The organism is Rubellimicrobium sp. CFH 75288 (genome assembly GCF_009904055.1).
Classification (GTDB): domain Bacteria; phylum Pseudomonadota; class Alphaproteobacteria; order Rhodobacterales; family Rhodobacteraceae; genus Rubellimicrobium.
Genome location: NZ_WYDP01000019.1, coordinates 62,001 through 81,871, shown reverse-complemented (window position 1 = coordinate 81,871; position 19,871 = coordinate 62,001). Strand labels below are relative to the sequence as shown.

Genomic DNA, 19,871 nt, shown 5'->3' with positions numbered 1-19,871 from the left:
CAGACAGATCAACGGGTCCTGATTCTCAGCATAACCTGGGACTTGGAGGATCATTACCAGAGAGAGGTGACGAAGAAGCCGAACTCCTTCTCCTGGCGGCGGCGCTCCGCGAGCATGGCGCGCCATTCACGAATGACTTCGCCATGCAGCTTGCGCACCCTGTCGTAGCCGCGAGGAACCATCCTCAATGTCGCGAGTGCCTCTGCCACAGCATCGGATGCCGAGAACGGCGGCGAGGTGGCATTTCTCGTTCGAGGAAGTTGGAACTCATAAGCCAACTCCGCAACGAGATGCCCGATGTAGCGACGATGCCGGGGCGCCATCCTGGGTCTCCCGACTTGTTTGGCCGCTGATCTCGCGCGAGACAGGTAGTCGATCAGGAAGTCGCACTCGGCTGGCGCGAGCGGTGTTCGGCTTTGCAGCTTGGACAGTACAGTCGCCATGGCATCACCGATTTCAAGGCGTAGCCTTTCCACGGCCCATGCAACCGCAGCCTTGTAGCGCTGATCTATTGGATAGGTTCGCGCAATCCGATGGGCGGCTAGCTGTGAGAGATCCATCACGCCCCTCCTCCCAGCTTCACTACCTTGGCCAGACCGGAGGTCAGAAATGTCGCCCAGGCCTCCATCATCTTCTGCCGCTTTTCGAACAGGTCGCTGCGTGCATAGGCGGCTTCCACCCGATCCTTGTTCACGTGGGCCAGGGCAAGCTCGGCCACCTCGCGCGGGAAGTTGGTGCGCTCTTGGGCCCATGTGCGGAAGGACGTGCGGAAACCGTGAACGTCTGCCTCGAAGCCTAATTCCTTGACGAGCTTGCTCAGGGTCATGTCGCTGAGAGGCTTTCCATTTGCGCTAGGAAAGATAAGCCCCGAGGCATCGCGCAACTTTTCCGCTTCGGCCAGCACGGCGAGGGCGCGGCGGGACAGCGGAATACGGTGAGGACGCTTCATCTTCATCCGTTCGGCAGGGACCTCCCACGTCCCGCCCATGATTTCGTGCCACCGGGCCGCGCGCACCTCTCCCGAGCGGGAGGCAGTCAGGATCAGGAACTCGATGGCGAGTTTTGTCGCGACCGAGGCCTTGGAGGCCTGAACGGCCGCAATGCAGTCTGCAACCTCGGCATAGGACAGCGCCTTGCGGTGTGTACGCGCCCGTTCATCCCGGGGCAACGCGAGGGCTGCAGCGGTCGCCGGATTGGTCTCAACGTGCCCTTCCGCGATCCCCCAGCGAAACACGTGGCTGCACCGATAGGTGAGCTTGCGCGCGACTCCAGGTGCCTTGGCGCGCGCTGCCAAGATGGCCTTGCGCAGATCAGCGCTCGTCACTTCGGCGAGGAGCCTGTCACCGATGCTCGGGTAGATGTAGGCCTGCAGCGTGCTCAGGAATGCGTCGCGGTCCTTCGGGTTCTTCCATGTCGGTGAGAGTTCCGCATGTGTGGCGATGGCCGCCTCCCGGAAGGTCGGTCGGGCTTTGGCGCGCCGACGCTCCGCAAGCGGATCGCCTCCGCGAGCCGCAACGCGCTTGTTCTCCAACGCCACCTCACGCGCCTCGGCAAGCGTTACGGTCGGAAACCCTCCGAGACCCAGTTCGCGCCGCTTGCCGCGCACCATCACGCGTTGGATCCAGAGCCGTGCGCCGGTCGGCTCTACCCGCAGCAGAAGGCCGGTGCCTTCGCCATCGTGATACTTTCCTGGTGGCAGGGATCGCACTTGCGCTGCTGTCAGTCGCGTCCTACGTCCCACCCCTGTTGTCTGACTGCGCGCGCTCAAGACCCCAATCCCATCTGTTCCCCCAATCCTTCCCCCATGATCTGCCGGAACAAGCCGGAACTCAACATGCCACATTGAACATAAAAGACTGATCTGCATGTGGGATATGGAACAAGACAGAACCTGCCAGAAGGCCGGATGGCGCTTCCCCAGCGCGCCAGAGTCCACCCCGTCTGATCCGCCTCTGAGACGGTCGCTCGCCGGACCGGGGCCGGGCGGAGATCCGCAACCTTCCCCCGCGACGGCGGGGGAGCCGCAGGCGGGCCTCGCCATCCGCACCGCCCCCTTCGTCCCGACCAGATGCGCATGACCGCCCCGCCCGACCGTTCCGCCGCCCCGCCCGACCTGCGCCAGGCCGCGCGGCTCTCGGTCGCGCCCATGATGGACTGGACGGACCGGCATTGCCGGGCGCTGCACCGCACGCTCTCGGCCCGCGCGCTCCTCTACACCGAGATGGTCGCGGCCCCCGCCATCCTGCACGGCGACCGCGACCGCCTGCTCGCCTTCGCGCCCTCCGAGCAGCCCGTGGCGCTCCAGATCGGCGGGTCGGACCCGTCCGAACTCGCGCGCGCGGCGGCGATCGGTGCGGGCTACGGCTATTCCGAGGTCAACCTCAATTGCGGCTGCCCCTCCGACCGTGTCCAGTCGGGCTGCTTCGGCGCCGTCCTCATGCGCGAGCCGGCCCGCGTGGCCCTAGCCTTGCGCGCCATGCGCGAGGCCACCGGGGCCGAGATCACCGTCAAGTGCCGCATCGGCGTGGACGACCAGGACCCCGAGGAGGCGCTGCCCCGCTTTCTCGAGGCGGTGGCGGGCGCGGGCGTGCGGCGCGTGATCGTCCATGCGCGCAAGGCCTGGCTCCAGGGACTCTCGCCCCGGGAGAACCGGGAGATCCCGCCCCTCGATTACCCCCTCGTGCTGCGGATGAAGGCGCGCTTTCCCGAGCTGCACCTGTCGCTCAACGGCGGCATCGCCTCGCTCGGGCAGGCGCGCGCCTGGCTCGCACAGGGGCTCGACGGCGTGATGGTCGGCCGCGCCGCCTACCATGCGCCCTGGGACATCCTCGGCCGGGCCGATTCCGCGGTCTGGGGGGCGCCCGATCCCCAGCCCGACCCGGCCGCCGCCGTGCGGGCCTTCCTGCCCCATCTCGAGGCGCATCGCCGGGCGGGCGGGCGGCTCCACGACGCCACGCGCCACATGCTGGGCCTGTTCGCTGGCCGGCCCGGCGCGCGCGCCTGGCGGCGCATCCTGTCCGAGGAGGGGGGGCGGCGCGGGGCGGGCCCCGAGGTGGTGCTGCGCGCGCTGGCCGCCGTGGAGGCCGAGGGCGCGCGGGCGGCCTAGCGGTTCCCCTCGCCCCCGAACATCGCCGCCTCCTCGGCCGCGCGGCGGATGGCGCCAGACTTGTGGACCGTTTCCTCCCATTCGCGCTCGGGGTCGCTGTCCTGCACGATCCCCGCGCCCGCCTGGATATGCAGCTTCTCGCCCACCAGCACGGCCGTGCGCAGCGCGATGCACATGTCCATGTCGCCCCCCGCGCTGAAATACCCCACCCCGCCCCCGTAGATCCCGCGCTTCTCGGGTTCGAGCTCGTCGATGATCTGCATCGCCCGCACCTTGGGCGCCCCCGACACCGTGCCTGCCGGCATCCCCGCCATCAGCGCCGAGAGCGCGTCCTCCCCCTCGCGCAGCTCGCCCACCACGTTGGAGACGATGTGCATGACGTGGCTGTAGCGCTCGATGACAAAGGTCTCGGTCGGCCGCACCGTGCCGGGCCGCGCGACCCGCCCCACATCGTTGCGGCCCAGGTCCAGCAGCATCAGGTGCTCGGCCCGCTCCTTCTGGTCCGAGAGCAGGTCGCGCTCGTGCGCGCGGTCCTCCTCGGGCGTGCGCCCGCGGGGCCGCGTGCCGGCGATGGGCCGGATCGTCACCTCGCCGCCCATGACGCGAACCAGGATCTCGGGCGAGGCGCCGACGACCTGGAAGGGCCCGAAGTTGAAGAAGAACATGAAGGGCGACGGATTCGTCCGCCGGAGCGAGCGGTAGAGCGCGAAGGGCGGCTCGTGGAAGGGCTGGGTCCAGCGCTGCGCCGGCACGACCTGGAAGATGTCGCCCGCGCGGATGTACTCCTTGGCGCGCTCGACGGCGGCGATGAACTCCGCCTTGGAAAAGTTCGACACGGGCGGTGCGGGGGGACGGGGCGCGCCCAGCGCGCGCGGCGCGGCCGGCACCCCGCGCTCGAGCGCGCGCTCGGCGTCGCGCACCCGCTCGGCCGCCTGCGCATAGGCGGCGCGCGCCGACAGGCCGCTTCCCGCCCAGGCGGGCGAGACCAGGATCACGTCGCCCTTGACCCCGTCCAGCACCGCCACGACCGAGGGCCGCAGGAGCACCGCATCGGGCAGGCCCAGGGGATCGGGCCGGTCGTCGGGCAGGTGCTCGACCCAGCGCACCGTGTCGTAGCCCAGATAGCCGAACAACCCCGCCGCCGCCGGGGGCAGCCCCTCGGGCAGGCGGATGCGGCTTTCGGCCAGAAGCGCGCGCAGGGCGGCCAGGGGGTCGTCGCCCGCGCTCTCCCAGGCGTCGTCGTCCCAGCGCGCCGCGCGGTTGATCCGCGCCTGCCGCCCCCGGCATTCCCAGACCAGGTCCGGGTTCAGCCCGACGATGGAATAGCGCCCCCGCACCTCGCCGCCGGTGACGCTTTCCAGCACGAAGCTGTGCCGCCCCGCCCCCCCGAGCTTGAGCATCACCGACACGGGCGTGTCGAGGTCGGCGGCCAGACGCGTCCAGACCACCTGGTTCTCGCCGCGCTCGAAGCCTTCGCGGAAGCGGTCGAAATCGGGCAGAAGCGGCATCAGCGGAACTGCGCATGCACGGAGGCAAGCGCCCCCTCGTCGATCCGCAGATCGGCATCCGCCGCCAGTCGGGCGGCAAAGGCCTCGTAGATGTCCTGCGTCGTCGTGGCCCGGAACTGCGCGGCAAGCGCCAGCTGCTGGGCCAGACGGGCGGGGTCGGTCTCGGCCGCGGGCTCCACCCGGTCGAGCCGCAGGATCAGCGCCCCGTCCGCCGCGGGCAGCACGCGCGTCTCCCCCGGCTCCAGCGCGAAGGCCGCGGTCATGAAGTCGGGCACCGTGCCCTCCACGAAGTCGCGCCGGGTCAAGGCCGGCTCCTGCCGCGGCTCGAGCCCCGCCTCCTCGAAGGATGTCCCCCCCGCGATCAGTCCCGCGCGCCGCTCCGCCTCCGTCAGGAGCGCCTCGCTCCGCGCCTGCTCGCGCCAGGCCGCTGCCACGTCGGCGCGGGCCTCCTCGAAGGGCCTCAGGGCCGGCGGTTCGATCCCGTCGAGGCGCAGGACGAAGGCGCCCCCGTCTTCCAGCGTGACGAGGCGGGGAAAGCCGCCCTCCGTCGCCGCCGCGGCGGCCTCGCGGAAGGGCGCATAGGCGGCCATCCCCTCCGTGACACCCTCCGACCAGACCATCGTGCCCAGCTCGAAGGCCGTCCGCTCGGCCACGTCCTCGGGTGTCGCGCCCCCGGCGATCAGGTCCTCCACCTGCGCGATCTCCCCGGCGATCAGCCGGCGCGCCGCCTGATGGGTCAGCTCGTCGCGCAGCGCGGGCGCGGCCTCCTCGAAGGGGGTTTCCTGCGCCGCCAGAACGGCATTGACCCGGAACAGCGCCGGTCCCAGCGGCGTCTCCAGGGGGCCCACCACGTCGCCCGGCTCGGCCGCGAACACGGCATCGGCCGCCCCGCCCAGCTCGGCCCGAGTCGCATCGCCCAGATCCACGTCCGACAGCCGCAGCCCCCGCTCGGCCACCAGCGCCTCGAACCCCGCCTCCCCGGCATCGAGCCGCGCGCGCGCGGCCTCGGCCTCGGCCGCGTCGGGATAGACCAGCCGCTCGACCAGGCGGCGCTCCTCCAGCACGAACTCGGCCCGCCGGCTCTCGTAGAGCGCGCGCAGCTCGGCCTCCTCCACCGGCACCTGCGCCTGCAGCCGCTCGGGCGTCAGCGCGGCATAGGTGATGCGCCGCCGTTCGGGTGTCGTGAAGCGCTCCGGATGGGCCTCCCAGAAGGCGCGCAGGCCCGCCTCGTCGGGCAGGGGGGGGACGGGCACGGCATCGGCGGGCAGACGGGCCCAGGTCACGACGCGCCGCTCGGCCAGATGCGCCGCGATCCGGGCGGCGGCCTCCTCCTCGGCGGGCACGCCGCCCGCCACGGCGGCCTGCAGGACGCCGCGCGCCGAATCCTCGCGCAGCATCCGCTCGAACTGCGCCTCGGTCAGACCGTTGCGGCGCAGCTGCTCGCGATACATCTCGCGGTCGAATCCGCCGTCCATCCCGGCAAAGGCCGGGCTCGCGCGCACCGCCTCGGCCACGCGCGCATCGCCCACCGACAGGCCGAGCCGGGCGGCCTCCGCATCCATCGCCCGCTGCGCGACCAGACCCCCCAGAACCAGCCGGTCGAGCCCGAGCGCCTGCGCCTCGGCGAAGGACAGGGGCTGGCCCGTCTGCGCCTCGATGGCCTGGATGCGGTTGCGCAGGCTGTTGGCATAGACCTGCGCATCGATCCCGAGCCCGTCCACGCTCCCGATCGTGCCGGCCCGGCCGCGCACCGCCCCCTCGCCGAACCACCCGCCGAGGCCGAGCACCAGAAGGCCGAGAATGATCCAGACAGAGATCCGCCTGCCGCGCCGTGCCGCCATGCTCCGCTCCCTTGGGCTGGCGGCCTGTCTAGGCGGCCCCCTCCCGCGGCGCAAGGCACGAGGCCGCGCCCCCGCTCAGGGCCCCACCGCCTCCAGCCGCCCGATCAGCGCCGCGATCCCCGCCCGGTCCACATTGGCAAAGGCGATCCGCACGCCCCGCAGCCCGCGCGCGTCCCCCTCGGGCGCGAACATCGTCCCCGGCAGCAGCAGCACCCCCGCCTCGCGCACCAGCCGGCGGGCGAGCGTCGCCGAATTCTCGGCGAACGGATGCTCGGCCCAGGCGAAATAGGCTCCGCAGCCCCGCAACCGCCAGCCGCGCGCGGCCAGGGGGGCCCAGCCCGCCGCCAGCGCCTCGCGCCGGGCCAGGATCTCGCGCCGTTCGCCCGCGACCCACTCGCCCAGATGCCCGAGCCCCCACAGCGCCGCCTTCTGGCCCAGAGCCGGCGGGCAGATCGCCACGGTGTCGAGGAACTTTTCCGCCTCCGCGAGCCGCGCCTCGGACGCGACCATCGCCCCCACCCGGTGCCCCGTCAGCCGGTAGGCCTTGGAGAAGGAATAGAGATGGATCAGCGTCCGGTCCCAGTCCGGGTCGGCGAACAGCGCGTGCGGCGCCCCCCCGCGCGCGTCGAAGTCGCGATAGGTCTCGTCCAGGACCAGCGCGATTCCCCGGTCGCGGCACAGCGCGGCAAAGGCCGCCACCACGTCCTCGGGATATTCCGCCCCCCCCGGATTGTTGGGCGAGACGAGCACGATCGCCCGCGTGCGCGGCCCGATCAGGGCCGCGGCCTCCTCCGGGTCGGGCAGGAGGTCGCGATCGGTGGAAAGCGCCACGGTGCGCAGCCCCGCCATGTCGTTCCACATCCGGTGGTTGAAGTACCACGGCACCGGCAGGATCACCTCGTCCCCCTCGCCCGCCAGCGTGGCCAGCGCCGCGCAATAGGCTTGGTTGCAGCCGGCGGTGATCGCGACCTGCGCGGGCGCGACCCTCCCGCCATAGGCCGCGCTCCAGCGCGCCGCCACCGCCTCGCGCAGCGCGGGCAGGCCGAGGACGGGCCCGTAGAGATGGGTCTCCGCCTCCTCCAGCACCATGCGCGCCATGGCCTCGCGCAGCGGCGCGGGCGGCGGGTCCACGGGGGCGGCCTGGCTCACGTTGAGAAGCGGCCGGTCGGGCGGAAAGGTCACGCCCTCCAGCCAGCGCCTCGCCTCCATCACGGGGGGCGCCAGCGTGACGGCGGTGCGGGGCAGGGGGCCGGGCGAAAGCATGGGCGAATCCTCCGCGCCGTTAACCGGATGGTAACCGTCCGGTGCTACAAGGGGATCGGGCCGGGGCGAATCGGGGGGTCAGTCGCGGCCCCGGTAGGGCTCCACGTATTGCAGGGCCATGTCCCACGGAAAGAAGATCCAGGTGTCCTGCGACACCTCGGTGACATAGGTGTCCACCTGCGGCTTGCCCTTGGGCTTGGCATAGACGGTAGCGAAATGGGCGCGGGGATACATCCGCCGGACCAGTTCCAGGGTCTTGCCGGAATCCACCAGGTCGTCCACGATCAGGATGCCCGTCCCGTCGCCCATCAGCGCGGCGTCCGGCGCCTTGAGGATGACCGCTTCCGATTGCGTCTGGTGGTCGTAGGACCTGACGCTGATCGTGTCCACGGTGCGGATGCCGAGTTCGCGGCTGACGATCATCGCCGGGGCCATGCCGCCGCGCGTGACCGCGACGACCGCCCGCCAGGCGCCGTCGTCGGGCCCCTGACCGTCCAGCCGCCAGGCCAGCGCCCGGCTGTCGCGGTGGATCTGGTCCCAGGAGATGTGGAACCCCTTCTCGTGGGGCAGCCGGTCGGAGCGGGAAGGGTCGGACATGACGGCTCTCAGAGGCGGAACAGCAACAGTGCGCCCAGCAGCGCGACGACAAGGCCCGCCGCGCGGTCGATCAGCGGCTTGGCCGCGAAATAGCGCCCCCTGACCGCCGCCGTCGCCATCAGCGCGGCCAGGCCCAGATAGAACAGCAGCTCGACCGAGAGCGCGACGGAATAGACCGCGGCCCGCGCCCCGAAGCCCCCGAGGTCGGGAAAGACCGCCACCAGCACCGAGGCATAGAAGAGCCCCGGCTTGGGATTGGCGAGGTTGAGCAGGAGGCCCGCCCCGAACCCCTCGCCCCGTTCGGCGGGTCCGGTGGGGGGCGGGTCGTCCGCCCCCTGCCACATCCGCCAGCCCACCCAGACGAGATAGGCACCCCCGGCGACAAACAGCGCGCGCAGCAGAAGGGGGGCGGTCTCGAACAGCACCGCCAGGCCCAGAAGCGCCATCAGGCACCACAGCGACGCCCCGAAGGCCAGGCCCAGCGCATAGGGCGTGGCGTCCCGCCGCCCCCTCTGCGCCGCCGCCCGCGACACGGCGACGATCCCCGGCCCCGGCGACAGGATCGCGAGCGACAGCGTGACCACGAACAGCCCCATCTGCGCGAGGGTCGGTGCGGCCCCGATCCCCTCCATCCCCGCTACTCGCCCCTGACCACGCTGATGTCGGGCGCGTCCACCGCCTTCATGCCGACGACATGGTAGCCCGCATCGACATGCAGCACCTCGCCCGTCGTCCCCGACCCGAGGTCCGACAGCAGAAACAGCGCGGCCTTGCCCACCTCCTCCTGGCTGACGTTGCGCCGCAGGGGCGAGTTCAGCTCGTTCCACTTGAGGATGTAGCGGAAGTCCCCGATGCCCGAGGCGGCGAGCGTCTTGATCGGTCCCGCGCTGATCGCGTTCACGCGGATGCCGTCCTTGCCCAGATCCTCGGCCATGTAGCGCACCGAGGCTTCGAGCGCGGCCTTGGCCACGCCCATGACGTTGTAATGCGGCATCACCCGCTCGGCCCCGTAATAGGTGAGGGTGAGGCAGGATCCCCCTTCCGTCATCAGCGCCGAGGCGCGCTGCACCGCGGCCGTGAAGGAATAGACCGAGATGTCCATGGAGGTGAGGAAGTTGCTCCGCGACGTGTCCACATAGCGCCCGCGCAGCTCGTTCTTGTCCGAAAAGCCGATCGCGTGGACCAGGAAGTCGAGCCGCCCCCACCGTTCGCGCAGGGCCGCGAACAGCGCGTCCATCGAGTCCATGTCGGCCACGTCGCAGGGCAGCACGATGTCCGAGCCCACCTCCGCCGCCAGTGGCGCCACGCGCTTGAGAAGCGCCTCGCCCTGATAGGAGAAGGCCAGTTCGGCGCCGTGCGCATGGGCCACCCGGGCGATGCCCCAGGCGATCGACTTGTCGTTGGCGAGACCCATGACGAGGCCGCGCCGGCCCTGCATCAGATCGGATGGCATCGGCGCCCGTTCCCCTTCCGCCGCGGTCGGATTGTTCCTAGGCGAAGCGCCGGAGGGCGGCAAGGGCCGGCCGGCGCGGCGCTGCGGCCCTTGATCGGACAAAGGAACGGCACTAGGCCAAGGATCTGGAGGGCGGATGAGCGACCGGACAGGCATCTTCGCAGGCGACGACCCGCTGGCCCTGGCGCGCCTCTGGCTTGCCGAGGCGGAGCGGACGGAGCCCAACGACCCCAACGCGATCGCGTTGGCGACGGTGGACGCCGAGGGCATGCCCAATGTCCGCATGGTCCTGCTCAAGGAGATCGAGGAGGGACCGGGGGGAGGGTTCGTGTTCTACACGAACTACGGCAGCGCCAAGGCGCGCGAGATCGAGGGGACGGGACGCGCGGCCTTCGTGATGCACTGGAAGTCCCTGCGCCGCCAGATCCGGGTGCGCGGCCATGCCCGGCGCGAGGACGGTCCCCGCGCCGACGCCTATTTCGCCTCGCGCTCGCTCAAGAGCCGCCTCGGCGCCTGGGCCTCGCGTCAGTCCGAGCCGCTCGCCTCCCGGGCCGCGTTGATGGCCGAGGCGGCGCGGATGGCGGCGCGGTTCGGCACCGACCCGCCGCGCCCGCCCTTCTGGGGGGGGTTCCGCATCGAGCCCGTGGAGATCGAGTTCTGGGCGGACGGCGCCTTCCGGCTGCACGACCGCTTCCGCTGGCGACGGAGGCCGGAGGCGCCCGGCTGGGACATCCAGCGCCTCCATCCATGATCCAAGAAAGGCGTGACCGGCGGCGCCTTCTGCGGTTAGGTGCGATCCTGTTTCGTTTGTGTCGGTCGGGACGTCCCATCACAGGAGCGGCACCAGGCATCGGGCCGCAGCGGGAACGAGATGAACGAAGAACAACAGGACGGACGGCCGATCGTCCGCGGTCATGTCAAATGGTTCGATCCCGCCAAGGGATTCGGCTTCGTTGTTGCCGAATCCGGGGGACCGGACATCCTGCTTCACGCCAACGTGCTGCGCAGCTTCGGCCAGGGCACCGTGGCCGACGGATCGGCCATCACGGTGGAGGTCGCCCGCACCGAGCGGGGCTTCCAGGCGGCCAGCGTGCTTGCCATCACCCCGCCCGAGACGCCCCCCGGCGCGGGCCTCGCCGATCTGGCCAACATGGATCCTGCGCTGCTGGCCGCACGCCCGGTCGAACCAGCGCGCGTCAAGTGGTTTGACAAGGCCAAGGGCTTCGGCTTTGCCAATTGCTGGAACTCGGAGGCGGACGTGTTCGTGCATATCGAGGTCCTGCGCCGGTCGGGATTCGCCGATCTGGTCCCGGGCGAGGCGATCGGCCTGCGGGTGATCGAGGGCCGGCGCGGCCTCATGGCGGTGGAGGTGCTCGCATGGGACAGCGCGTCGCGGCAGGACCGCTGAGCGGGGCGATCCTCGGGGCGCTCCTGGCGGCCGCCACGGCCGCGGCGGCGGAATGCCGCGAGGACCGGGTGACGGTCCTCGGCGGGTTCGGCCGCGCCGCCTTCACGGTCGAGGTGGCCGACGACGCCCCCTCCCGCGCCCAGGGTCTCATGCATGTCGAGAGCCTCGGTCCCTACGAGGGGATGCTCTTCGTCTATGACGCGCCCCAGTCGGTCGCCTTCTGGATGGAGAACACGCTGATCCCGCTCGACATGATCTTTGCCGGCGCCGACGGCACCGTGACGCGCATCCACGAGAATGCCATCCCGCTCGACCGCACGCCGATCCCCGGCGGGGAGGACGTGCAGTTCGTGCTCGAGGTCAACGGCGGCACGGCGGCCCGGCTCGGGATCGCGCCGGGCGACGTGCTCCAGCACCCCGCGATCGGCGGAGAGGGCGCGGCCGCGCCCTGCCCTCCGGGGGCGGATCAGCCCGCGTCGCGGTAGCTCACGCCCTTGACGTCCTCGCCGGGGGCCGATTTCTGGCGCCGCACCAGAAGGCGGTTGATCGCGTTCACATAGGCCCGGGCCGAGGCCACCACGGTGTCGGTATCCGCGGCCTGACCCGTGGCGATGCGCCCTTCCTCCTCCAGCCGGACCGAGACGGTGGCCTGTGCGTCCGTCCCTTCGGTGACCGCGTGCACCTGGTAGAGCTGGAGCCGCCCGCCATGCGGAAAGAGCGCGCGCACCGCCTTGAAGGTGGCATCCACCGGCCCGTCCCCCGTCGCGGTCGCCTGCCGCTCCTCGCCGTCGATCTCGAGCGCGATCTCGGCCGTCTGGGGCCCCTCGGTGCCGCAGACCACGCGCAGCCGGCGCAGGCGGATGCGGTCCTCGGCCCCCTCGTTCTGGGTGACGAGCGCGATCAGGTCGTCGTCGAACACCTCCTTCTTGCGGTCGGCCAGCTCCTTGAAGCGCACGAACAGGTCGTCGAGCTGGTTGCCCCCGATCTCGAAGCCCAGCTCGCGCAGCTTGGCGCGCAGCGCCGCCCGCCCCGAATGCTTTCCCATCACGAGGTTGGTGGCCGCAAGCCCCACATCCTCGGGGCGCATGATCTCGAAGGTGCGGGCGTTCTTGAGCATCCCGTCCTGGTGGATGCCGCTCTCGTGGGCAAAGGCGTTCTTGCCGACGATCGCCTTGTTGAACTGCACCGGGAAGCCCGAGACGGTGGCCACCCGGCGCGAGATGTTCATGATCTTCGTCGTGTCGATCCCGGTCTCGAAGGGCAGGATGTCGTGGCGCACCTTCATCGCCATCACGACCTCCTCGAGCGCCGTGTTGCCCGCCCGCTCGCCAAGGCCGTTGATCGTGCACTCGATCTGCCGCGCGCCGGCCTCCACCGCTGCCAGGGCATTCGCCGTCGCCATGCCGAGATCGTTGTGGCAATGGGTGGCAAAGGTGATCGTGTCCGCCCCCGGCACCCGCTCGAGCAGCATGCGGATGATGTCGGCGCTCTCGCGCGGATAGGTATAGCCCACCGTGTCGGGGATGTTGATCGTCGTGGCCCCGGCCCTGATCGCGATCTCGACCACGCGGCAGAGATAGTCGGGCTCGGTGCGCGTCGCGTCCATGGGCGACCATTGCACGTCCCCGCAGAGGTTGCGGGCATGGGTCACCGTCTCGTGGATGCGCTCGGCCATCTGGTCCATGTCGAGGTTGGGGATGGCCCGGTGGAGGGGCGAGGTGCCGATGAAGGTGTGGATGCGCGGGGAGCGCGCGTGCCTCACCGCCTCCCAGCAGCGGTCGATGTCCTTGAAATTGGCGCGCGCCAGACCGCAGACCGTCGCGTTGCGCATGGCCTTCGCGATCTCCGAGACGGCGCGGAAATCCCCCTCCGAGGCGATAGGAAAGCCCGCCTCGATGATGTCCACGCCCATCTCGTCCAGAAGCCCGGCGATCTCGAGCTTCTCCTCGTGGGTCATGGTGGCGCCGGGCGACTGCTCGCCGTCGCGGAGCGTGGTGTCGAAGATGCGGACTCGGTTCGTGGCGGGCATGACGGGGTCTCCTCGGGGTTCCTCTCCTGCGGCGCCGTGAACCCCTCCGAGCGGCGGCGCCGGATGGCCCGCTCAGAGGCGGCTAAGGAGCAGAAGGGGAGCGGCCTGCGTCATGGACAGAAAGCCTAGCGGCAGGCGCGGACAAGGGAAAGGGCCTTTTCGGACCCATTGCGCGGCCTAGCTCGGCCGGCATGGACAGGGCCCTCGTCATCGGCGTCTCGGGCGGCATCGGCGCCGCACTGGCCCGCGCGCTCGCCGAACGGGGGGCCGATGTGGTGGGGCTCAGCCGCCGCGGGGACGGGCTCGACCTGCGCGACCCCGCCTCGGTCGAACGGGTCTTGGGCGGGATCGAGGGGCCGTTCGGCTGGATGCTGGTCGCAACCGGCATCCTCGCGCCGCAGGGCAGGGGTCCCGAGAAGGCCCTGCGCGACATCGACGCCGCAGCCATGGCCGAGACCTTCGCCGTCAACGCGATCGGCCCCGCCCTCGTGCTGCGGCACGCGCCGCGCCTGCTGCCGCGGCGGGAAAGGTCGGTTCTGGGCGTGCTGTCGGCGCGGGTGGGCTCGATCGGGGACAACCAGCTTGGCGGCTGGCACAGCTACCGCGCCTCCAAGGCGGCGCTGAACCAGATCGTGCGCAACGCGGCCATCGAGCTCGCCCGCACGCATCCGCAGGCCGTGGTCGCGGCCCTCCATCCCGGCACGGTGGAGACGCCCTTCACCGCCGGCTACAACCCTGCCCACGGCAAGATCGGCGCGGACGAATCCGCGCGGCGCCTGCTTGGCGTGCTCGACGGGCTGGGCCCGGAGGAATCGGGCACGTTCCGCGACCACCGGGGTGCCGTCCTGCCCTGGTAGGGCCGGGAAGGCCGGGGGAAGCCCGGCCCGGCCGCCTGCCTTGCGGATACCGGATCGGGATCGGGTCGCGCCGGGGGGCAGCCCGGCCCGGAGGGGGCGGAGGCGATCAGCCGCCGGTCGGCGCCCCGGAGGATGCGTCGGCCCCGGACGAGGGGTCGGCGGGGGGCTCGGCGGGCGGCGTGTCCGCTCCGGGCGCTCCGGGATCGTCCGGTCCGGGCACGGAGCCGCCGGGCGGCACCACAAAGGCGCCGTCGCGCCACTGGCCGGTTTCCTGGGTCCCCGACGCGTAGCGCATGGTTCCCTCGCCCTCGCGCCGGCCGTTGCGGAACATCCCCTCGTACACGTCCCCGTTGCCGTAGGTGGCGATGCCGAGCCCGGAAATCTCGCCGTTCTCCCATTCGCCGTCGTAGGTGAAGCCGCGCACCGTGTTGCCTTCGGCATCGGTCGTGTCGGGCATGACGATCCGGCCCCGGCCGTGCCGCTGTCCGTCGCGGAACTCCCCTTCATAGACAGTGCCGTCGGCATAGACGGCCCGACCCGTGCCTTCGCGCTGGCCGTCCACCCAGCTACCCTCGTAGATGTAGCCGTCCGGATAGGTCATCCGGCCGAAGCCGTTCTGCCGCCCCGCCCTGAACTCGCCGGCATAGACGAGACCGTTGGCATAGGTGGCGATGCCTGCCCCCTCGATCGCGCCGGCGCGCCATTCGCCCTCGTAGCTCGATCCGTCCGCATAGACGATGCGCCCGGGCACGAAGGGGCAATCGGCCGAGGCTTCCGGGAACGGCGGCGCTTCGGGCGCGGTGTCCGCCTCCGGCGCGTCGGTTCCGTTCTCGGGCCCGGCCGGCGGGGGCGGGTCGGTCCCGGGCGGATCGGCCTCTCCCGGGTCGGACGCCGCCCCCTCGATGTCCGGACCGGACATGGCGGCCGGGGCTGCGGCGGCGTCCAGCCGCGCGATCAGGGCGCGCGCATCGGGTGCGGGGCAGTCCGAACTGGTATCGGCGAGATCGCCCCGGAACGGCCCTTCGTAGACCGATCCGTCCGGATAGACTGCCCGTCCGATCCCCTCGATGCGGCCTTCGACCCAGGAGCCGGAATATTCGTAGCCGTCCGCGCCGGTGAACGTGCCCGTCCCGTGCCGCAGGTCGTTCCGGAAGCCGCCCTCGTAGCGGTCGCCGTTGGCGTAGAGGGCACGGCCCTGACCCTCGCGGCGGCCGGCGACGAACTCGCCCTCGTAGAGCTCGTAGCCAGGACCCTCGGCCCCCGTCTCGGCCGCAGGTCCGGCCGCGCCCGTGCGCTCGACCACGCAATCGCCCGCGTCGGTGCGTTCGAGCCTGAAGGGCGCCGCGCCCTCCTCGCCCGCGATGCCCTCGGGCAGCCGCAGAAGGCAGCCGCGCCCCTGGATCTCGCCGCCGGACCATTCCCCGACAAAGATCAGGCCGTCGGGGGCCGTCAGCCGGCCGATCCCCTGCCGCTCCCCGCCCACGAGCGTGCCTTCGTAGATCAGCCCGTCGGGATAGACGATCCGGCCTTCGCCTTCCTTGACGCCGTTGACCCAGTCGCCCTCGTAGACATAGCCGTCGGGCGTCGTCATGGTCCCGCGGCCGTGATGCATGGCGTTCTGGAACTCGCCCTCGTAGCGCACGCCGTTGGCATAGACCGCGACGCCCGTGCCGGTGATGCGTCCGTCGGACCATTCCCCCTCATAGGTGCCGCCATCGGCGAAGGTGATGCGCCCCTGACCTTCGGGCTTGCCGCGCGCGAACTGGCCTTCATAGACGGACCCGTTGGGAAACACGGCCCGCCCCTGCCCGCGGATCTCGCCCTCGAACCACTCGCCGGTATATTCGTAGCCGTTGGGAAGCCGATAGGTCCCCTGGCCGTGCTGGCGGCCGTTGAGGAACTGCCCCTCGTAGATGCCGCCATCCTCGTATTGCTTGGTCTCGACGGTCTGTCCCGCCGCGCCGGTGGCCAGAGCAAGGGCCATCGCCCCGCCCGCCAGAAGCCGCCCGCCCGTCCGCCGTCCCATGCCCGCCCCCGACCCCGTTCTTGCTTGGGCAACAGACTATCCGCGCCCGGCCCCTGTGACAACATCGCCGCCGGGACGCGCCATCCGGCGAGAGGCTTTCCGGCCCGGCCGCCTCTGCTAGGTTGCCGACACGATCCACTGGGAGACCGGCCGTGACCGATCGCTTCCGCCTGACCCTGGGCCAGCTCAACGCCACGCTGGGCGACATCGAGGGCAACCTCGCCAAGGCCCGTGCCGCGTGGGAGGCGGGGCGCGAGGCCGGCGCCGACCTCGTGGCGCTGCCCGAGATGTTCGCCACGGGCTACCAGCTTCAGGATCTGGTGATGAAGCCCGCCTTTCACCGCGACGCCATGCGGCGGATCGAGGATTTCGCCCGCACGCTGGCGGACGGCCCGCCGCTGACCATCGGCGGCCCCTGGGCCGAGGGGGGCGCGCTCTTCAACGCCTACTGGCTGCTGCGCGACGGGCGCGTGGCGGGGCGCGTGCTCAAGCACGAACTGCCCAACTACACCGTCTTCGACGAGCGGCGCCACTACACCCCCGGTCCGCCGGGAGAGCCCTTCGACCTCGGCCCGCTGCGCGTGGGCACACCCATCTGCGAGGATGCTTGGTATCCCACCGTGGCCGCCCGGATGGACGCGGCCGGGGCGGGGCTGCTGCTCGTGGCCAACGGCTCGCCCTACGACCGGGGCAAGTGGACCGTCCGGCTCAACCGCATGCGCGCGCGCGTGACCGAGACGGAGCTGCCGCTCGTCTATCTCAACCTCGTGGGCGGGCAGGACGACCAGGTGTTCGACGGCGGCTCCTTCGTGCTCAACCGCGACGGGGGCGTGGCGCTCCGCCTGCCCCATTTCGAGGAAGCCGTGGAGCACGTGGACTTCCGCCGCACCCCGAACGGCTGGGTGGCCGCGGAGGGACCCTGTGCCCCGCGCCCCGACGCGGCCGAGATGGACTATCACGCGATGGTGCTGGCCCTGCGCGACTACCTCGCCAAGTCGGGCATCGAGAGGGTGCTGCTCGGGCTCTCGGGCGGGGTGGATTCGGCGCTGGTGGCGGCAGTGGCGACGGATGCCGTCGGGCCCGACCGGGTGCGCGGGGTGCGCCTGCCCTCGCGCTATTCCTCCGAAGGCAGCCTGCGGGATGCCGAGGCCGTCGCCCGCGCGCTGGGCTGCCGCCTCGACACGATCCCGATCGAGGGGCCGCATGCCGCCGTCTCGGAGGCGCTCGCCCCCTTCTTCGCCGGCACCGAGCCCGGCGTGGCCGAGGAGAACGTGCAGTCGCGGCTGCGCGGCCTGCTGCTGATGGCGCTGTCCAACAAGACCGGCGAGATGCTGCTGACGACCGGCAACAAGAGCGAGATGGCCGTGGGCTATGCCACGATCTACGGCGACATGGCGGGGGGCTACAACCCGCTCAAGGACCTCTACAAGACGCGCGTCTTTGCCGCCTGCCGCTGGCGCAACGCGCATCACCGCCCGTGGATGAAGGGCCCTCCGGGCGAGGTCATCCCCCCCCGCGTGATCGACAAGCCCCCCTCGGCCGAACTCCGCCCCGACCAGCGGGACGAGGATACGCTGCCCCCCTATCCCGTCCTCGACTCGATCCTCGAGATCCTCGTCGAGGGGGACGGCTCGGTGGAGGACTGCCTCGCCGTGGGCCACGACCGCGCCACCGTCAAGAAGGTGGAGGCCCTGCTCTACGGCGCGGAGTGGAAGCGCTTCCAGTCCGCGCCGGGCGCCCGGCTGACGCGCCGGGCCTTCTGGCTCGACCGGCGCTATCCGATCGTCAACCGCTGGCGCGATCCGGGCTGAGCGGCCCGGTCAGATCGGGTTGAGCGGGCAGAGCGCGACCAGACGCTCGGCGTCGTCGCGCCGGCAGAGCTTGGTTCCCTCCGTCATCACCGCGGCCGAGGCGGCGGCGACGGCCTTCTGCAGGGCCTGCGGCAGGGCCTCGCCCCGGGCATGGGCCAGCGTGAAGGCGCCCACGAAGGTGTCGCCCGCGCCGACCTTGCTGCGCACCGGGACGTTGGCCGCGCGCGAATGCCACCGCTCGCCCTCGGTCGCCATGACCGAGCCCTCGGGCCCGCGCGCCACGATCACCACCCGCGCCACGCCGCGCCGCACCAGAAGCTGGGCGAAGTCGGCGCTGGCCTCCAAGTTGGGCAGCGGATGACCGGCCAGGTCGTCGGCCTCCTCCTGGTTCATGCGCAGGATGTCGGGCTGGGGGCCCCCACCGCGCGCGATCAGGTGCAGCGCCGGGCCCGAGATGTCCACCAGCACCTCGCAGCCCTTGCCGTGCAGCTTGCCGCAGAGGTCGGGGACCACGTTGGGCAGCACGCCGAGCGGCAGCGTGCCCGAGATCACCACCAGACCGCCCTCCGCGGCCGCCTCCACCACCGCCTGCTCGGCCGCGATCACGTCCATCACCGCCCAGGGGGGGCCGGGCAGCATGAAGCGGTACTGCTCGCCCCGGTTGCGGTCGAGCACCGAGAGCGAGGAGCGCGTCTCGCCCGGCGCCTTGAACACGATCACCGACAGACCCGCCTCGCGCAGCAGCTCGGCCAGCGTCTCGCCGTTGCGGCCGCCCAGGGCGACAAAGGTGCGCGACTCCCCGCCCAGCAGGCGGATGGCGCGGCTGACATTGATGCCGCCGCCGCCGGGATCCATGATCGGCGCGTCGCAGCGCAGCTTCACGCCCGGCACGACGCTGTCCACCCCCGTGGCATAGTCGAGCGCGGGATTCAGGGTGACGGTCAGGATGTCGCGCATGGCTCCCCCGTTGGCAGGCGGCGCGACCATGCCGGGCGACGGCCGCCGTGGCAATCGGGTGCCGCAGCTCCGCCCGTCAGAGGAACTGGTAGGTCATGGGCACCCAGCGGAACCCGTCCTCCCCGTCGCGCTGGACGAAGCCGATCGCCGGAAAGGGCAGGTGATAGCCCAGCATCGCCATCCGCTCGTCCGCGATCCGGCCCAGGAGGCGCCGCCGCGTCCGGGCCGCCGCCTCGCGGTCCATGTCGAAGCGCACCGCCCAGTCGGGCCGCCCGAGCGACCAGACATGGTGATTGGCGGTGTCCGCCGTCAGCATCAGCCGCTCGCCCTCCGATTCGAGCAGAAAGGCCAGATGGCCCGGCGTGTGCCCGAAGGCGTCCACCGCCTCCACGCCCTCGCGCACCGCATCCCCCGGCTCGATCAGGGTGATGCCGTCGGCCAGGGGCCGCACGCGCGTGTCGAACATCTCGTTCTCCTGGCCCGCCCAGAAGTCGAACTCGGTGCGGCCGGCAACGATCGTCGCCGCGGGAAAGGTGGGCTCGCCCGCGGCACCGACCAGGCCGCCCACATGGTCGGGATGCATGTGGGTCAGCACCACATGGGTCACGTCGGCGGGCGCGTAGCCCGCATGCTCCAGCGCCGCGACCAGTCCCCCCGGCTCGAGCCCGGTGTCGAACAGGATGCGCTCGGCCCCGGTATCGACCAGGGTCGGCGTGAAGAAACCCACCGTGCGGTCGGCCGGCACGAAGTTCTCCTCCGAGACGGCGCGGAACGTCTCGGCATCCACGTCGAGCCCGAAGGTCGATTGCGGGTCCTCCATGCGACCCATCCCGGCCAGCAGCGCGCTTACCCGCCATGCGCCCAAGGGGATCGTCCGGCTGGGCCCGAGGGGCGGGACGGCCGAGGCATCCTGCGCCGCCGCGGGCCGCAGCCCGACGAGCGCCGGGGCGGCGAGCGGCAGGAGGGCCCCCGTCAGCAGGGCGGAGCGGCGGCTGAGCGTCATAGCGGATCTCCC

General features: G+C 71.5%; 18 protein-coding genes. 6 read left to right on the top strand and 12 right to left on the bottom strand.

From position 1 onward, the window contains the following. Positions 1-53: 53 nt before the first annotated feature. Together GT358_RS13830 and GT358_RS13825 are read right to left on the bottom strand one after the other, a co-directional pair. Complete coding sequence (locus GT358_RS13830; RefSeq protein WP_166583218.1) at positions 54-560, bottom strand: hypothetical protein; 507 nt, start codon at positions 558-560, stop codon at positions 54-56. Then, entirely contained in the window at positions 560-1,741 is a 1,182-nt protein-coding gene (locus GT358_RS13825) for a tyrosine-type recombinase/integrase (protein ID WP_371416300.1), read from the bottom strand. The genes GT358_RS13830 and GT358_RS13825 overlap by 1 nt, the downstream gene beginning before the upstream one ends. Before the next feature lie 327 nt (positions 1,742-2,068). On the opposite strand from GT358_RS13825, the gene dusA reads away from it, so the two are divergent. Beyond that, a complete protein-coding gene (gene dusA / locus GT358_RS13820) occupies positions 2,069-3,106 on the top strand; it encodes a tRNA dihydrouridine(20/20a) synthase DusA (RefSeq protein WP_371416298.1) in 1,038 nt (345 codons plus the stop codon). Here the strand turns inward: dusA and trpE are convergent. The 6 genes from trpE to fabI form a co-directional block, all read right to left on the bottom strand. Continuing rightward, positions 3,103-4,614, bottom strand: coding sequence for an anthranilate synthase component I (gene trpE, locus GT358_RS13815; RefSeq protein WP_166583216.1), 1,512 nt, complete (start codon positions 4,612-4,614; stop codon positions 3,103-3,105). The two genes, dusA and trpE, sit on opposite strands and share 4 nt — an antisense overlap. Continuing rightward, a complete protein-coding gene (locus GT358_RS13810; RefSeq protein ID WP_166583215.1) occupies positions 4,614-6,455 on the bottom strand; it encodes a peptidylprolyl isomerase in 1,842 nt (613 codons plus the stop codon). Before GT358_RS13810 ends, trpE begins: the two co-directional genes overlap by 1 nt. A gap of 75 nt (positions 6,456-6,530) precedes the next feature. Continuing rightward, positions 6,531-7,718 (bottom strand): aminotransferase, encoded by a 1,188-nt coding sequence (locus tag GT358_RS13805; RefSeq protein ID WP_166583214.1) that lies wholly within the window; start codon positions 7,716-7,718, stop codon positions 6,531-6,533. Between the two features lie 78 nt (positions 7,719-7,796). Then, a complete protein-coding gene (gene gpt, locus GT358_RS13800) occupies positions 7,797-8,315 on the bottom strand; it encodes a xanthine phosphoribosyltransferase (protein ID WP_166583213.1) in 519 nt (172 codons plus the stop codon). 8 nt (positions 8,316-8,323) lie between these two features. Next, positions 8,324-8,947, bottom strand: a complete 624-nt coding sequence (locus GT358_RS13795; RefSeq protein ID WP_243730895.1) for a LysE family translocator — start codon at positions 8,945-8,947, stop codon at positions 8,324-8,326. Positions 8,948-8,952: 5 nt separating this feature from the next. Next, entirely contained in the window at positions 8,953-9,768 is an 816-nt protein-coding gene (gene fabI, locus GT358_RS13790) for an enoyl-ACP reductase FabI (RefSeq protein ID WP_166583212.1), read from the bottom strand. 136 nt (positions 9,769-9,904) lie between these two features. On the opposite strand from fabI, the gene pdxH reads away from it, so the two are divergent. The 3 genes from pdxH to GT358_RS13775 all read left to right on the top strand — a co-directional run bounded on the left by pdxH (position 9,905) and on the right by GT358_RS13775 (position 11,661). Then, positions 9,905-10,519, top strand: a complete 615-nt coding sequence (gene pdxH, locus GT358_RS13785; protein WP_166583211.1) for a pyridoxamine 5'-phosphate oxidase — start codon at positions 9,905-9,907, stop codon at positions 10,517-10,519. Positions 10,520-10,639: 120 nt separating this feature from the next. Then, entirely contained in the window at positions 10,640-11,176 is a 537-nt protein-coding gene (locus tag GT358_RS13780; RefSeq protein WP_166583210.1) for a cold-shock protein, read from the top strand. Beyond that, the gene (locus GT358_RS13775) at positions 11,146-11,661 is read left to right on the top strand and encodes a DUF192 domain-containing protein (RefSeq protein WP_166583209.1); all 516 of its coding nucleotides are present in this window, start codon (positions 11,146-11,148) and stop codon (positions 11,659-11,661) included. The genes GT358_RS13780 and GT358_RS13775 overlap by 31 nt, the downstream gene beginning before the upstream one ends. On the opposite strand, the gene GT358_RS13770 is transcribed toward GT358_RS13775, so the two are convergent. Beyond that, on the bottom strand, positions 11,643-13,205 hold the full coding sequence (locus tag GT358_RS13770; protein ID WP_166583208.1) for a 2-isopropylmalate synthase: 1,563 nt from the start codon (positions 13,203-13,205) through the stop codon (positions 11,643-11,645). The two genes, GT358_RS13775 and GT358_RS13770, sit on opposite strands and share 19 nt — an antisense overlap. 191 nt (positions 13,206-13,396) lie before the next feature. On the opposite strand from GT358_RS13770, the gene GT358_RS13765 reads away from it, so the two are divergent. Then, positions 13,397-14,062: an SDR family NAD(P)-dependent oxidoreductase gene (locus tag GT358_RS13765; RefSeq protein ID WP_166583207.1), complete on the top strand. Its 666-nt coding sequence runs from the start codon at positions 13,397-13,399 to the stop codon at positions 14,060-14,062. A gap of 106 nt (positions 14,063-14,168) precedes the next feature. On the opposite strand, the gene GT358_RS13760 is transcribed toward GT358_RS13765, so the two are convergent. Next, complete coding sequence (locus tag GT358_RS13760; protein WP_166583206.1) at positions 14,169-16,088, bottom strand: 2-isopropylmalate synthase; 1,920 nt, start codon at positions 16,086-16,088, stop codon at positions 14,169-14,171. Between the two features lie 152 nt (positions 16,089-16,240). On the opposite strand from GT358_RS13760, the gene GT358_RS13755 reads away from it, so the two are divergent. Continuing rightward, positions 16,241-17,899 (top strand): NAD+ synthase, encoded by a 1,659-nt coding sequence (locus GT358_RS13755; protein WP_166583205.1) that lies wholly within the window; start codon positions 16,241-16,243, stop codon positions 17,897-17,899. Between the two features lie 9 nt (positions 17,900-17,908). Here GT358_RS13755 and GT358_RS13750 read toward each other — a convergent pair whose 3' ends face one another. Both GT358_RS13750 and GT358_RS13745 read right to left on the bottom strand, forming a co-directional pair. Beyond that, complete coding sequence (locus GT358_RS13750; protein ID WP_166583204.1) at positions 17,909-18,856, bottom strand: 1-phosphofructokinase family hexose kinase; 948 nt, start codon at positions 18,854-18,856, stop codon at positions 17,909-17,911. A gap of 76 nt (positions 18,857-18,932) precedes the next feature. Next, entirely contained in the window at positions 18,933-19,859 is a 927-nt protein-coding gene (locus GT358_RS13745; protein WP_166583203.1) for an MBL fold metallo-hydrolase, read from the bottom strand. Between the last annotated feature and the right edge of the window lie 12 nt (positions 19,860-19,871).

Coding starts and splice junctions, on each gene's coding strand:
- GT358_RS13830 (WP_166583218.1), bottom strand. CDS start 560: ATGGATCTCTCACAGCTAGCCGCCCATCGGATTGCGCGAACCTATCCA.
- dusA (WP_371416298.1), top strand. CDS start 2,069: ATGCGCATGACCGCCCCGCCCGACCGTTCCGCCGCCCCGCCCGACCTG.
- trpE (WP_166583216.1), bottom strand. CDS start 4,614: ATGCCGCTTCTGCCCGATTTCGACCGCTTCCGCGAAGGCTTCGAGCGC.
- GT358_RS13810 (WP_166583215.1), bottom strand. CDS start 6,455: ATGGCGGCACGGCGCGGCAGGCGGATCTCTGTCTGGATCATTCTCGGC.
- GT358_RS13805 (WP_166583214.1), bottom strand. CDS start 7,718: ATGCTTTCGCCCGGCCCCCTGCCCCGCACCGCCGTCACGCTGGCGCCC.
- gpt (WP_166583213.1), bottom strand. CDS start 8,315: ATGTCCGACCCTTCCCGCTCCGACCGGCTGCCCCACGAGAAGGGGTTC.
- GT358_RS13795 (WP_243730895.1), bottom strand. CDS start 8,947: ATGGAGGGGATCGGGGCCGCACCGACCCTCGCGCAGATGGGGCTGTTC.
- fabI (WP_166583212.1), bottom strand. CDS start 9,768: ATGCCATCCGATCTGATGCAGGGCCGGCGCGGCCTCGTCATGGGTCTC.
- pdxH (WP_166583211.1), top strand. CDS start 9,905: ATGAGCGACCGGACAGGCATCTTCGCAGGCGACGACCCGCTGGCCCTG.
- GT358_RS13780 (WP_166583210.1), top strand. CDS start 10,640: ATGAACGAAGAACAACAGGACGGACGGCCGATCGTCCGCGGTCATGTC.
- GT358_RS13775 (WP_166583209.1), top strand. CDS start 11,146: ATGGGACAGCGCGTCGCGGCAGGACCGCTGAGCGGGGCGATCCTCGGG.
- GT358_RS13770 (WP_166583208.1), bottom strand. CDS start 13,205: ATGCCCGCCACGAACCGAGTCCGCATCTTCGACACCACGCTCCGCGAC.
- GT358_RS13765 (WP_166583207.1), top strand. CDS start 13,397: ATGGACAGGGCCCTCGTCATCGGCGTCTCGGGCGGCATCGGCGCCGCA.
- GT358_RS13760 (WP_166583206.1), bottom strand. CDS start 16,088: ATGGGACGGCGGACGGGCGGGCGGCTTCTGGCGGGCGGGGCGATGGCC.
- GT358_RS13750 (WP_166583204.1), bottom strand. CDS start 18,856: ATGCGCGACATCCTGACCGTCACCCTGAATCCCGCGCTCGACTATGCC.
- GT358_RS13745 (WP_166583203.1), bottom strand. CDS start 19,859: ATGACGCTCAGCCGCCGCTCCGCCCTGCTGACGGGGGCCCTCCTGCCG.